Annotated in this window: 14 protein-coding genes and 1 riboswitch; of the genes, 1 reads left to right on the plus strand and 13 read right to left on the minus strand. The window is 29.9% G+C overall.

The genetic code is table 11. The features are described 5' to 3' along the window. Nucleotides 1-7: 7 nt before the first annotated feature. From fliF to LLF98_RS05720, 9 genes are all read right to left on the minus strand, one after another. Complete coding sequence (fliF, locus tag LLF98_RS05680) at nucleotides 8-1,582, minus strand: flagellar basal-body MS-ring/collar protein FliF (RefSeq protein ID WP_291701726.1); 1,575 nt, start codon at nucleotides 1,580-1,582, stop codon at nucleotides 8-10. Nucleotides 1,583-1,603: 21 nt separating this feature from the next. Next, nucleotides 1,604-1,921 carry a flagellar hook-basal body complex protein FliE gene (gene fliE / locus LLF98_RS05685; RefSeq protein ID WP_291701728.1) on the minus strand — a complete coding sequence of 106 codons (318 nt, stop codon included), beginning with the start codon at nucleotides 1,919-1,921 and terminating at the stop codon, nucleotides 1,604-1,606. A gap of 14 nt (nucleotides 1,922-1,935) precedes the next feature. Then, nucleotides 1,936-2,343 (minus strand): flagellar basal body rod protein FlgC, encoded by a 408-nt coding sequence (gene flgC, locus LLF98_RS05690; protein WP_291701730.1) that lies wholly within the window; start codon nucleotides 2,341-2,343, stop codon nucleotides 1,936-1,938. A 55-nt stretch (nucleotides 2,344-2,398) separates the two neighbouring features. Next, on the minus strand, nucleotides 2,399-2,800 hold the full coding sequence (flgB, locus tag LLF98_RS05695; RefSeq protein WP_291701732.1) for a flagellar basal body rod protein FlgB: 402 nt from the start codon (nucleotides 2,798-2,800) through the stop codon (nucleotides 2,399-2,401). A gap of 446 nt (nucleotides 2,801-3,246) precedes the next feature. Further along, nucleotides 3,247-3,336, minus strand: a riboswitch (cyclic di-GMP riboswitch). Nucleotides 3,337-3,633: 297 nt separating this feature from the next. Next, nucleotides 3,634-4,464: a flagellin gene (locus LLF98_RS05700; RefSeq protein WP_291701734.1), complete on the minus strand. Its 831-nt coding sequence runs from the start codon at nucleotides 4,462-4,464 to the stop codon at nucleotides 3,634-3,636. A gap of 57 nt (nucleotides 4,465-4,521) precedes the next feature. Then, nucleotides 4,522-4,701, minus strand: a complete 180-nt coding sequence (locus tag LLF98_RS05705) for a YjfB family protein (RefSeq protein ID WP_291701736.1) — start codon at nucleotides 4,699-4,701, stop codon at nucleotides 4,522-4,524. A gap of 297 nt (nucleotides 4,702-4,998) precedes the next feature. Further along, the gene (locus LLF98_RS05710) at nucleotides 4,999-6,852 is read right to left on the minus strand and encodes a leucine-rich repeat protein (RefSeq protein ID WP_291701738.1); all 1,854 of its coding nucleotides are present in this window, start codon (nucleotides 6,850-6,852) and stop codon (nucleotides 4,999-5,001) included. Between the two features lie 141 nt (nucleotides 6,853-6,993). Next, on the minus strand, nucleotides 6,994-7,245 hold the full coding sequence (locus tag LLF98_RS05715; protein WP_291701740.1) for a hypothetical protein: 252 nt from the start codon (nucleotides 7,243-7,245) through the stop codon (nucleotides 6,994-6,996). Nucleotides 7,246-7,338: 93 nt separating this feature from the next. Continuing rightward, the gene (locus LLF98_RS05720; protein ID WP_291701742.1) at nucleotides 7,339-8,394 is read right to left on the minus strand and encodes a glycosyltransferase; all 1,056 of its coding nucleotides are present in this window, start codon (nucleotides 8,392-8,394) and stop codon (nucleotides 7,339-7,341) included. Between the two features lie 273 nt (nucleotides 8,395-8,667). Between LLF98_RS05720 and LLF98_RS05725 the strand changes: the two genes are divergently transcribed. After that, nucleotides 8,668-9,528: a hypothetical protein gene (locus LLF98_RS05725; RefSeq protein WP_291701744.1), complete on the plus strand. Its 861-nt coding sequence runs from the start codon at nucleotides 8,668-8,670 to the stop codon at nucleotides 9,526-9,528. Between the two features lie 185 nt (nucleotides 9,529-9,713). On the opposite strand, the gene fliB is transcribed toward LLF98_RS05725, so the two are convergent. The 4 genes from fliB to LLF98_RS05745 all read right to left on the minus strand — a co-directional run bounded on the left by fliB (nucleotide 9,714) and on the right by LLF98_RS05745 (nucleotide 14,124). Next, a complete protein-coding gene (gene fliB / locus LLF98_RS05730; protein ID WP_291701746.1) occupies nucleotides 9,714-10,910 on the minus strand; it encodes a flagellin lysine-N-methylase in 1,197 nt (398 codons plus the stop codon). Between the two features lie 151 nt (nucleotides 10,911-11,061). After that, nucleotides 11,062-11,313 carry a hypothetical protein gene (locus LLF98_RS05735; protein WP_291701747.1) on the minus strand — a complete coding sequence of 84 codons (252 nt, stop codon included), beginning with the start codon at nucleotides 11,311-11,313 and terminating at the stop codon, nucleotides 11,062-11,064. Between the two features lie 5 nt (nucleotides 11,314-11,318). After that, nucleotides 11,319-11,498: a YjfB family protein gene (locus tag LLF98_RS05740; protein ID WP_291701749.1), complete on the minus strand. Its 180-nt coding sequence runs from the start codon at nucleotides 11,496-11,498 to the stop codon at nucleotides 11,319-11,321. 676 nt (nucleotides 11,499-12,174) lie between these two features. Beyond that, nucleotides 12,175-14,124, minus strand: a complete 1,950-nt coding sequence (locus tag LLF98_RS05745) for a flagellin (protein WP_291701751.1) — start codon at nucleotides 14,122-14,124, stop codon at nucleotides 12,175-12,177. Nucleotides 14,125-14,132 lie beyond the last annotated feature (8 nt).

Genomic DNA, 14,132 nt, shown 5'->3' on the forward strand with positions numbered 1-14,132 from the left:
CTATAACCTACCTCTCATTTTCAGCTAACCATGATTTAATTATCTCTACAACTTGTTCTGGTTTTTCTGTTGCGTATTTCTTAATTTCGTCTTCTAAATGAGACTTTTTAGTTTTTGCTTCAAATTCTATTGGCTGATAAGCTTCAGTTTCCTTAGGTATTATAGTATCATCTATTAATGTATCTAATAGTTGTTCCTCTTCTACTTTCTTTTTCTTTCTTCTCTTTATAATAAAGCCAATAATTATCCCTAAAAGTAATGTTCCTAAAATTCCTGCTATAATCATCATTTTATTCCTACTAGCTGTAGCTGCTTCTGCATTCATTGCATCTACCTCTGCCTTAGCTTGATCTTGAACAGTTGTATCAAATGCCATTCCAAGCACTGAAACTTGATCTCCCCTAAGTGCATCCAATCCAATTGCATTTCCTACTGCATTTTGAAGTGTCTGCTGTGTTGCAGAATCTAAATTTCCATCAACTACAACTGATGCAGTAAGTCTCTTGACTTCTCCTGGTGCACTAATAACTTTTGATTCACTTTTACCAACCTCATAGTTAGTCTTTTGATCTTCCTTACTTGAAGTTGACTTATCACCATTAGTAGTAGTTGATGTTATTGAATTGGTCATATTATTATCTACAGGGCTTTGACCTGTTGTAGTCCCTGTACCTGAATTATTCAACTCTTTAGAATTTTCTTGGCTTATAATAACTTTATTAGGATCTACTACTGTTTGCGTCTTTTGCTTTGAGTCAAAATCTAAATTAACATTAACAGTTGCTTTAACTTTATCTTTGCCGACAATTGGCTCTAACAAAGTAACAATTGCTTTTTGAAGCTTATCTTCATAAGCTTTTTCTGCATCTTGTTGCTTTGATATAGTTTCAGAACTTACTGAATCAGCTTTATCTGTATTAATATCCTTAGTAAGTAAATTCATCTTATCATCTATAACATCTATGTTCTCTCTTGGAATATTTTCAGTACTTCCTGATACTAAGGCTACTATTGATTTAACTTGATCTTCATTAATAGTTGTCCCATTTTTTAATTTCAAATAAACAGCTGCTTTTCCTGGTGTTGCATCCTTTGCAAAAACAGAAGTTGTAGCCTCAGTTATATGTACTCTTGCATCTTGCACTTGCGGAAAACTTTTTATAGTTTTTTCTAGCTCACCTTGTTGCATTCTAACTTTTTTAATTTTAAATTCTTCATCTGTCATACCAAAGGAACTTCCGCTATCCATAAGCTCAAATCCCGTGCTTCCCGTTGTTAGACTTGGAGCTAATTCCAGCCTTAGTTTGTCCACTTGACTTCCAGGAACTGTAATAGTATTTGTACTTTTATCTATTTTGGCATCTACTTTTTTATTGTTTAAAGTATTCATTACAGTTTGTAAATTTGCATCATCAAGGTTAGAAAATAAAACTTGATATTGGTTAGAAGACGAATAGAAAATTGCACTTATTATAGCAATAAAAACTGCTATAATTGATACTATTACTGCAATTTTTATTTTCTTACTCTTGGATTTAAACTTTTCCAAAAGCCCTTTAACTTTTTCTAAAAGTTTTTTCATTATTTAGCTCTCCTCATCTTACTACAATTGCAACCTTGATAATTGATTATACCCTTCCAATAATTTATCTCTGGTTTGAGTTAAAAATTGTAAATTTAAACTAGCTTCTTGATTTTTAATCATTACTTCATCAATATTAACGTCTTCTCCCTTAATAAAGCTAGTTGCAGCTGAATCAGATTTTACTATCTTATCATTAGTATCATCAATGCACTTTTTCAGAACATCTCCAAACCCAATTGAATCACTTTTTTCTTCTTTATTTTCACTGCTACCAATATTTTTAAATTTATTATTAAACATTACTTCATTTAATGCAAAATTATCTTCTATTCTCATATTTCAATCCCTCTCTACCTTCCAATTTCTAAAGCTTTTGAAAACATACTTTTTAGGGCATTAAAAGTATCAACATTTGCCTCATAAGACCTTGTTGCTACCATCATATCAGCCATTTCATTTAACACATTTACATTAGGCATAGTAACATATCCTGTTGCATCTGCATCTGGATTAGTAGGATCATATACTTTTCTTAAAGGTGAATTATCTTTTTCAATTTTCACTGCCTTAACTCCAGCCATTTCCTTATTAGCATCAAGAGCTTCTTGAAAGACAGCTATCTTTCTAACATAGGGACCCGTTCCATCAGCACTTCTTGTTGTACTTGCATTTGCCATATTAGAAGTTATAGTATCCATTCTTAATCTTTCTGCAGAAAGACCTGTTGCACTTATTTGCATAGAACTAAATGCGTTCATTTACAATCCCCCTTCTCTAAATAACAATTTTTAAATAATTTAATTTGTTTCTCTATTATTTAATAACCGTTTTTAAATTATTGAATTTATTATTTATATTAGTAATTAGAGCATTATACTTAAGTGTATTAGCCGCTTGATTAACTTTTTCTATATCTAAGTCAACATTGTTACCATCACTTCTCATGCTAGTACTATTGTCTTGTTCTATTGATATATTCTCATTTTCTGAATTACTACTAGCAAAATGAGCAGAGTTGGTTCTCTTTAATTCTAATCCTGACGAATTATTTTCTTTTTTTAAGTTCTCTTCAAAAACCACATTAAATTTCTTATAATCCTTAGTATTGATATTTGCCATATTATTAGCGATTGCCTTTGCCCTAATGTTTGATGCCTTAATCCCTGATTTAATTAGCTCATAAGTAGCATCAGAATTAATAGATTGTATTGCCACAATTTCACATCCTTACATTTTTCCTTTTATATTCATAAATATTCAAAATTCCCTCTATAAATATAGATTTTACGTTATCAACTATAATTTGTAAAATTATTTTTTCTCTAATAAATTTTATTCAACTAAAATCTCATATTTTTCTTATAAATTGCTAATATTCTAATTATAGAATAATTAAAGTGTTTTATCCATAATTTTCTCACAATTTTTCTATAATTTATTTACCAATATTATCTATTTATATATCTTTTAACATATTATTCTATAAACTAATGATATATCTCAAAAAAATCTTATTTCAAAACTACATCTCCTCCCCATTTTCATAAAATTATACACAGATTTGACTTTATAATACTTTTCTAAAATAAAAGGTGTCTATGTAATCATAGACACCAAAATATAACGAACATAAACAAATATAAAATTTATTACAATCATATTTTGGCAGCCTGACGATCATAGAAAATAAAATTTCCCTTAGACTCATGGTTTTGCGACCTTATTTTTCAATAAGTGTGCTATTATCATTTATAATTTACTCTTTTAAATTATAAAATATTCCAAAGGTTTTTGCCACAACTATTTTCTAATTTTCGATAAATTTTACATAATTATATTATAATAAGTTTGTTAAATTAGCATTACAATTACCAACATAGTCATATTTATAAGTTATATTTATACAATAATGTCATAACTTCTAACAAAATTAACTCAACATCTCCTTTTAAATATTTATACTTTAAATCTACAAAAATAATAAGCTATAGTAAATTTTAAACATTTAAATTTACTATAGCTTATTATTTAAAATATCATTTTAATAACTATTTAACATTAGCTAAAATATTTAATGCATCTTTAGGAAAATTATTGCTTTGTGCCAGTAATCCAATTGAAGAATTAACTAATAATTGACTTTTTGAAAAATTCATCATTTCCTCTGCAATATCTGCATCCCCAATTCTACTTTGAGCTGTTTGAATAGAAATATCTTTACTGCTTAAATAATCAGCTGTTCCTTCTAATCTGTTTTGAATTGATCCATATTTACTTCTTATTTTACTAACAGTTTGAGTTGCTTTATCAATAGCTTCAAGAGATGAATTTACATCACTTATATCCAATGTGCTGCCAACACCTAAATTATCTGCACTAACATTATAAAAAGGTATATCCATACTTTCACCTTCCATTGTTCCAATAGCAGTTTTTATTGTTTTAGTTGCACTTCCACTTAAACCAGAATCAGATAGTTTAATTCCATTAAATTCCGTATTATTTGCTAAAGCATCTATATCCTTCTTTATACTTTCAATTTCAGCTTTAATATTATTTCTATCTTCTTCTGTTAAAGCCCCTGATCCAGCACTAACTGTTAATTCCCTCATTCTATTTAAGTTGTCATTAATCCCTTGAAGAGCACCATCATAAGTCTGAAGCATAGAATTAGTATCTTGAATATTTTTACTTGCTGCATCATTTGTTAATACTTGTATCTTTAATGTTTCATTTTTTCCTATCTTCCCAGGATTATCTTTAGCAGAATTCAATCTACTACCAGTACTTATATTATTTAGTGCTTTTGATTCATCAGTAATTCTACCTTTATATGTTTTATATATACTTAAGGAATACATATTATGATTAAGTCTCACTTTGTTACCTCCTTTAATTCTTTATTGATCACAAGTAAACAAAAAATATGAGCTAATTTATGCTCTTGCATCTATATTGTTTCCTCTACTTGTATCTACTGCCATATTGCTCATCATATCTGTAATTTGAGTTGCTGTTTCAATTCCATTATTCATCGCTAACTTCATAACTGATATTGATACTGCACTTTGCAATGATGCCTGATGCATACCTACTGACATTGCAGCTATATCCATAAGATCAAATCCCTTCTTTTGACAAAAGTAATTTTAATATTCCACTCTATTTTATATCCATATATCTAAACATAATTTATTATCGTAAAAATCAAAAATATCTTTAGTAATACATCCTTGTTATTCTTATAAATTTTGTTCCACGTCATTTATGGTATTTGCTTGCAGAACTATTAGCCTGAATCCCAAGTTAAAACAAGCACCAATAGCTATTAATTTAACCACCGATGCTTGTATAGATATTTTCTTAATCTTAAATCACTAAGGCACATTCAAATAAATAACAAGTCCATATGCCTAAATTATTTGAGTTTTTTTATTAATTGATGGCGTACTCTTAATAAGTAAGTCTTGTACAGTTACACTACCACTTAGATTATATTTAACATATTTACTACAATAACTAAATGCACCAGAACCTATACTTGTTACAGTAGTTGGAATTGTTACTGCTGTTAATCCATAACAATAACTAAATGCACGATCACCCATACTAGTGACACTGCTTGGAAGTGTTATTGTTGTTAATTTGCTACAATTATAAAATGCACCAGAACCTATACTTGTTACACCAGTTGGAATTGTTATTGCTGTTAAACTACCACAACCGCTAAATGCATTATCTCCTATGCTTGTCACACTACTTGGAATTGTTACTGTTGTTAATTTACTACAATAACCAAATGCACTAGAACTTATTCTATTGATACCAGTTTCAATTGTCACTGTTGCTAATTTACTACAATTATAGAACGCACGTACTCCCATGCTAGTCACACTGCTTGGAATTGTTACTGTTGTTAGACTAGAACAGCCACTAAATGCATTAGAACCTATGCTTGTAATATTATTAATAGGTGCTATTGTTAAGCTGCTACAATTGTAAAATGCGTTATTTCCTATACTTATAACACTGGTTGGAATTGTTACTGTTGTTAATCTAACACAACCACTAAATGTTCCCTCACCTATACTTGTGATACCATCTGGAATTGCTACTGTTGTTAAATTACTGCAACCATTAAATGCATTTTCACCTATATTGGTTACACTATTTGGAATTGTTACTGTTGTTAATCTAGCACAACCACTAAATGCATTATTTCCTATGCTTGTTAGATTATTACCATCTATCGTTACTATTGTTAAGTTATTACAACCACTAAATGCATTTTCCCCTACACTTGTAACATTCTCTGAGATTGTTACTGCTGACAACCTAATACATCCCTTAAATGTATTATCACTTATACTTGTTACAGTATCTGGAATTGTTACTGTTGTTAATCTAACACAACCACCAAATGCTCCATCACCTATGCTTGTGACACCTTCTGGAATTGTTATGGTTGTTAAGTTACCACAACCACTAAATGCATTTTCACCTATACTTGTAACACTATTATCGACCATTGTTACTGTTGATAAATCGCCACAGCCATTAAATGCGCTAGCACCTATGCTTGTAACACTATCTGGAATCGTTACTTTTGTTAACTTAGAACAACCATTAAATGCATTATCGCCTATAGTTGTGGCACCTTCTGGTATTGTTACTGCTGTTAAGTTATTACAACCGCTAAATGCACTAGAATCTATACTTTTAACACTATCAGGAATTGTTACTGTTGTTAATTTACTATAATTATAAAATGCCTTATCCCCTATACCGGTAATAGTTTGTCCATTTATTTCTGATGGGATTATAATTTTACTATAATTTAATTTAGACTTCGGAGTTAATACTCCATTTGCAACATCTGCATTAGTACTATTAAGAGTTATTTCATTTTGATCTGCTAATATTACTGTACAAGTTGCATATTTTCCACTTCCGTCGTTTGCTGTACATGTTATTGTTGCTGTTCCTGCCCCTACTGCTGTTACATTTCCATTAGCATCTACAGTTGCTACTTTTATATTGTTTGATTTCCATGTTACACTTTTATTAGTTGCATTGCTTGGCAGAACTGTTGCTTTTAAAGGTCCTACTTTCAAATTCATCTTATTTGTATTTAATGTTATGGATGTTACTTTTACTGGTGTAGTTACTGCTGCACTAGCTGTTATTGAAGTAACTCCACTTACCTGAATCAATAATAGCATTGCAAGAACTATTCCAATAATTTTTGAGCATATGTTTTTCTTCATTATTATCTCCCCCTCACATATTTAGCAAAACTTTTATCTTTTTCCTTATTATATCACAAAAACTACAACAACATCTTTTACACCCCTGGGGTGTTAGTACCAAAAACAAGCATCAACAGCTACTACTTCAGCCATTGATACTCATTCAAGTATTCTTCCATCTTCGTTTTTTCTACTTTCACTATCTAATGCTCTAACTTGTATTGCTAAGTCGTTTAACCTAACGTTTATTACTTCCAGTTCTTCTTCTGTAAGATTGTTCTGCTTAGCCTTTTCTGCCAACTGTCTCATTTGTAGTAACTTCTCATCAATAATATCCAATATCCTCTGTCTGTACTTTATCCACTGAATTTCCTGTTCTAATTCTTTCTTCAACTCGCCTCTTTCATCCATCTAATCTCCCCCCCACCCAAATATTTACCACTCAGATATTTATTCATTTTTTCTAAACCACAATTATTTTTAATAATCTTTGAAACTATTCTGCTAATTCAACTGTGCTTTAAGCCCATTTCTTGCTGGTTCATAATCACCACACATACTATAATATTCTATAGCTTTTTCTCTAAAACCTAATACATTATATATAACTCCTATATTATAATAGGCACTATATGTAGTTATCCCTTCTACCTTACTATATGAAAATTTCGTACATTCTAAAAAACTTTTCACTGCCTGTGTAAATTTAGCATTATTCATATATATTAATCCCATAAGAAAGTGAAAATCAGAACATTTTGAGTAGATTTCAAGACAATTTTCTAAAATAAGAGCATCTGAATATCTACCACTGTTAATTAGAGAATATCCGTAGGTCTCAACCAAATCCTCCACATATTCTAACTTAAAATCCAACTGAAAAGATAATGCCTTCTCAAAGTATTTGGTAGAAGTTTTATAATCTTTCAACATATAATAGGACTTACCTAGTTGAAAATAGAGATATGGATCTTCAGAATTATCTTTTACTGCTTGCTGCAGCAAATCTACATTCCTCTTAAGCTTATCTGTTCTACTTAATACTTCCTTTGTATAGCCTACATGATCCACAGTTATATCTATATTTTCTGTTTCATAAACTTTACCATTTAAAGCTACAATCTGCTCATGAATTATTCCTTGATAATGAAAATAATGCTTATTAAAAAGTCTATTTACTCTCTCTACATATTTCTTAGTTTCATTTGAATCCTCCATTATGTTAATTCGTTGAATCCTTCCAACTTTATTTTGGTTTAAAGAATTATTTATAAATCCATATAAACTATCTCTTGAGAAATCTGTAATAAATTCATCTGCATCTAGTATAAGTATCCAATCGTTAGAAGACTTAGATATAGCGAAATTTCTTGCTTTTGAAAAATCATTACACCATTTAAAATCATAAATTTTATCAGTAAATTCTGATGCAATAATCTTTGTATTATCATTAGAACCTGTATCTACTACAATTATTTCATCTACGAAATTTGCCACTTTAGATAAGCAATTTTCAAGACTTTCTTCTTCATTTTTAAGTATCATGCATAAAGTCAACATCTTATTCCTCCTATAGACTTCTGCTTAAAATTAATGTATTGATCAAAAACAATTTTATCTGATTTAGCTTTAAATAATATCATAAGTTTCACCTCACTTCAATTTATTATTCGCTATATCTTTACTAGTTCCTTTATAAATTTGCAAAATATTGTTTTTTAATGTAATTATATTCTAAATTTTCTTTAGATAAATATAGGATATTCCAGCATAAATCTATAGTAAATTACAAATAATAATATATCACATAATCTAAAATTAGGAGTTTAAAAAATGAATACATACATTAATAAAATATATAATATTACAGAAATAGAACAAAATATTATTGTAGGAAGCCTTTTTGGAGATGGAAGTCTTGCACTATATGGTAGAAGTAAAAATGCCTATTATAGAGAACATGGCTGTACTGAACAAATACCTTATAGATTATGGAAATGTAAAAAGCTAAACAATTTAGATTTTAATCTAAACACAAATTGTAAGTATGCAAAACTTTCTTCCCATAGTAATATATTTTTTACTGAGTTGTACAATAAATTTTATATTAATGGTATTAAAACCATTACTACTGATAATATAAAGTTACTTACTCATCCAGTAGGTTTAGCTTGTTTTTACATGGATGATGGAACATTAGTTATAGATTCAACAAAACGCAAAAATAATTCTGTTTATATTTTCCCAAGAATATCTTTATATACTTTAAGTTTTTCTAAAGTTGAGAATATTATTATAAAAAATCATTTAGAAAGTACATTTAATATTAAAACAAAGCTTAAATATAGAAAAGATGGCAAGAAAACCATTATTGAAATAAACAAAAAAGAAGAAATCATTAAGTTCATCAATATCGTAAGACCTTATGTATCTCAGATTCCATGTATGAAATATAAAATTGATTTAGAAGAGAGATTTGAAGAAAAGAAATTTAGCGTTAAAAAACTTAGTTATGCAAACATCAATTCTTGGACTAAAAATGTTATTGATAATTCTTATAGCAAAGAAGAGATATCATTTATTATAGAATCAAAGAAAAAAGGAACATCAACTAAAGAAATTGCCAAAACTCTCAATCGACCTTATTGGGGAGTAGTAGATAAATTACGCAGACTAAAGAAAAATTTAATCTAGGACCCTATGGATCCTAGATATAGGATTTTATATATGACTAACACTAATCCATACTATAAACATTTTTTGTACATTTTTATTTCTTCTCAGAAACGATATATAATGTAAGAGACTATATAGTAGGAATATCTAGAAACCTTCCGAAATTTTTCTTAACCCTACTTTCTAGTTACTCACTTAATATATTACCTAACTAATATAGTTAAATATGCTAGTGTATCATATCCTGCCTCTTTTATGTTTTTATAAATTATCTCAATAAATTTTTCACTATGCTCTAGTACTCTAGAAAAAGAATATAAAACATCTATAATATCTTCTTCTTTTAATAATTTATCACTTTTACTCCATCTAGCTATCAATAATACCTTTATCACAGAATAACTTAATATTAATCTCACAATTTCTTTATTCAAATCTTTACTATATAATGCTTTCATATAATTATTATATAAGTTATAAACTATATAATTTTCTAAAATATACTCTTTTTCTTTAAAATACTCATTAAATTCTTTTTCTTTATTTTCCAACAGCTCTAATACTTCATCTTCACTCTTTTCATTAACAAGAACATTAAAATCAAATAACAAACTAAAAAAAGTATTATTAGTTATACCAGAATTTGATCTTGCTTTAAGGAACGTACTTATAAATAAAAGTTTAACTTTATCAACTTTTTTAATTTCATCCAATGATTCTATTATTCGCGAATCAATTACACTTTCTCTCAAACTATTAATTAAATTATCTGCTTGATCATATTCTGATGTATTTATTATATTTTGTATCTTTTCTTCAACTAATTTTATAAATAAAAGTCTCTTCCAAATTTCTATTTCTCTGAATTGAGCAATTTCAATTGATAATGATCTCGCTTCCCATAATAAATTATATAGTTTATTATTATATTTTTCTTCACTAATGTATTCTTTTTCAAAATCAGTTAATGGTTCATCATCCAAATTAAAACTAAATGGATTATTGAAACTACTAATAATTCTAGCAACCTCTGGACAGGATAGTGTTAAATACTTTTCATAAATCTCCCCGTATTTCCTCACCATTCTAGGATATATTTTACATGTATTACATAAATAATCTTTGCCTAAATTTATATACAATTCACAAAGATTATCTTCACTTAATAGTGGACATCTACTAGAATTTAGTTTCATTTTTCCATATGCCAAATCATTTAAATCTTTTCTATTTCTTACAATATTCTTATTTAGACTTCTCCCAAAATCACCCTTGACCTTTTTGTATTTATTATAACTTTTCTTATCAATATGTACCGTCCAACCTATACAACAACTATCTTTACATTTATCAGCAATGCATTTAAAATCATCATAATAAAATGGCTTTAAAATTTTCATATATATTCTCCTCTTGCTTTATAGTTTTTATTTGCTAAAATATCTATATATAATTATCGTACAAAACAACCTACTATTTACACTTTGTTTTAAATTATAAAAAACTATTCAAAAAATCAGCATCAACAGCTATTTCTACAGCCATTGATGCTCATTCTAGTATTTTTCCATCTTCTGTTGTTCTACTTTCTCCATCTAATGCTCTAACCTGTATTGCTAAATCATTTAGTTTAGAGTTTAGTGCTTCCATTTCTTCTTGAGTAAGACTTTTCTGCTCAGCCTGCTCTGCTAGCTGCTTCATTTGCAATAGCTTTTCCTCCATTATATACAACATCTTCATTCTATACTGCACCAACTGAAGTTCTTCTTCCAATTCTTGCTTTAGTTCTTTTCTTTCATCCACCTGTATTAGACACTCACATCTATGTGATTACCTAGATTAGGGTCTAACGCAACATTCTTTATCATTTCTGTCATTTGGTTTGCATTTTCCTTACCTGTATCCATTGCCATCTTCATCACTGCTATACCAGCATCTTGTTGTACTCTAGATTGACTCATTATCATTGATAACACTGCTATATCCATATAACCACCTCCAATTTACTATTTTTTCCAATAGCAATCACTTTAATAAAGAAACAACTTAGGCTTATTTCTACCATAAACATTTTCTCCTAAATATTTAAAAAGAGCCAGAGCTTATAACTCTGACTCCTAATTATTACTTCTATAAATTCATCAAATATATGAAACTCCTTCTCCTTACGTCGAATGAGTACTCACAGAGTAAGCGACTCACTTAAAATCATAGATTTAGGTTCGCTGCTTATCTTAATAATTGAAGAACTTGTTGAGGTTGTTGATTTGCTTGCGTTTCATCAATGACCTTTCAATCATTGCCAGACTATATCTTCACCCGTTTTTAGTTGAAACTTCAGAATTGAGAGTTATATATTACCCAAACTTTCAATTTTCCACTTTCCACTATCAACTAATCCTCGGGGTTGGGCACTTCGGGAAACCTCATCCCTACGAGTTTCATCACCATGGCTACTCGCTTTAGGTGGTATACTCTAGTCGTTGAGCCTTCTCCAACTTTTCAGTCCAGGAGCTTGGCTGCTGATTATCCAATCCGTTTGCTTTTCAATCTATCACGTTTGTCTTTTCAAACTCCGCTGTAGAGAAACGGCTTAAGGAAGTTCCAGCAATTCACCCAATGTGTGCTTAAAGATTACTCTTTAAGAGACCCTTAAATAATCAATTACCTAAGAAGTTGTAACACTTGTTGAGGTTGATTATTTGCTTGAGCCAACATAGCTTGAGCAGCTTGAGAAAGAATATTATTCTTTGAGAATGTTGACATTTCTTTAGCCATATCAACGTCTCTAATTCTTGATTCAGCAGAAGTTAAGTTTTCTGATGAAGTTCCCAAGTTATTAATTGTGTGTTCTAATCTGTTTTGAGAAGCACCTAAGTCAGCTCTTTGGCCAGATACTGATTTTATAGCATTATCTATAACCTTAATAGCTGCAGTTGCTTTATCATGATCTGATATATCAAGAGCATATTCTGTATTAGTACTAGTTGTTCCATTAGTTACTGTTGTATCTTTTGTAAATGCTGCTCCTTCAGTACCTGCTGATGCTCCAGATATGTCTCCAGACACTCCAAGAGCTTTTGATCTCATATCTCCTATTGCAATTTCAAAACTTTGTCCTTGATTAGCTCCAATTTGTAAAGTAGCTTTAAATGTACCACCTGATGCATCTTGACCATCAGTGATTCCACCTAGTAATGTTGCTGCATAGTCTCCTGATACCTTTAATGTTGGTGTAGCTCCATCTGTTGGAATTGCACCTGTTTGCATCTCAAATGATATTTTATCTGATGCTTGTGAAGCTTGAAGCTTAGATGTCAAGTCTACAGTATTTCCATCCTTATCTACAGCAGTTTTCAATGCTTCATTAAGTGATGCTGTTAAACCAACTATAGTATCAGCTGCTGCAAGACCACCAGCCACTTTAATTGCAGCATCATTTAAAGTCACAGTGTAATTTGTACCATTTAAAGTAACATCAATTTTTTTACCTTGAGCTGTATCAGCATTTATTTTATCTGAATCAGTTCCAAAGGATGTTGTTGCTACAGTATTACCAGTAACTTTAGCTGCTGTTCCATCTTGACCTACAGATACAGATGTTCCTTTTGCAGTAGCTAAAACATCCCAAGTAGCGGAAGCACCAGCATCGTAGTTCATATTTCCAAATCCTAATTGAGCTAACTCAGCTGTTATATCTTTAGTAGTATCTACTTTTCCAGTTCCATCATTAGCATTTGATGCAAGTGTTAAGTTTTGATCAATACCAGTTCCCTTAGTAGCAAAACTTAGTTCTCCATTATCTTTTACAGTAACATTTACCAAACTTCCCAATTTAACCAATCCACTATCATCAGTTAAATTTTCTAATGCTAACTGCATCCCTTCAGCTGTACCAGTTTTTCCAGCAAAATCTATTTCAGTGCCTGCAACCGTAACTTTTGTTCCACCTGCATATGCCGCTAATACATCTTTATTTGCTTTACCTACAGCGTCACTAAAATCAAATTTAATACCTTTTGCAATACCAGTTGTATCATCAATTCCTCCAACATATAATCCTAAATCAGCTAAGCCAGCTAATGAGAAAGTATTTGTTGTTTTTACTGCATCTGCATTAATATTAGATACGACCGCTGCTTTAGCTCCAGTACCTGTAGCTTCATTACTACCAATTGCTAAAGTATTTGCTGATGCACCACCATTTAATAATTTTTGAGTATTAAATTCAGTAGTATTACCTATTCTGTTAATTTCTGATGTTAATTGATTCATTTCTTTTTGTATTGCAGTTCTATCAGAACTAACATTAGTATCATTAGCTGATTGAGTAGCTAATTCTCTCATTCTTTGAAGAATTGAAGTAGTTTCATTTAATGCACCTTCAGCTGTTTGAATCATTGATATACCATCTTGAGCATTAGCTGAAGCTGTATCAAGACCTCTTATTTGTCCCCTCATTTTTTCAGATATAGCTAATCCTGCTGCATCATCTGCTGCACTATTAATTCTAAGACCTGAAGAAAGTTTTTGCATTGATTTGCTAGCAGTTGCACCATTAGCATTCATTTTGTTTATTGCATTCATACCTGGTAAATTGTGATTAATTATCATAAAAATTC

This window comes from Clostridium sp. (assembly GCF_021372645.1).
Classification (GTDB): Bacteria; Bacillota; Clostridia; order Clostridiales; family Clostridiaceae; genus Clostridium.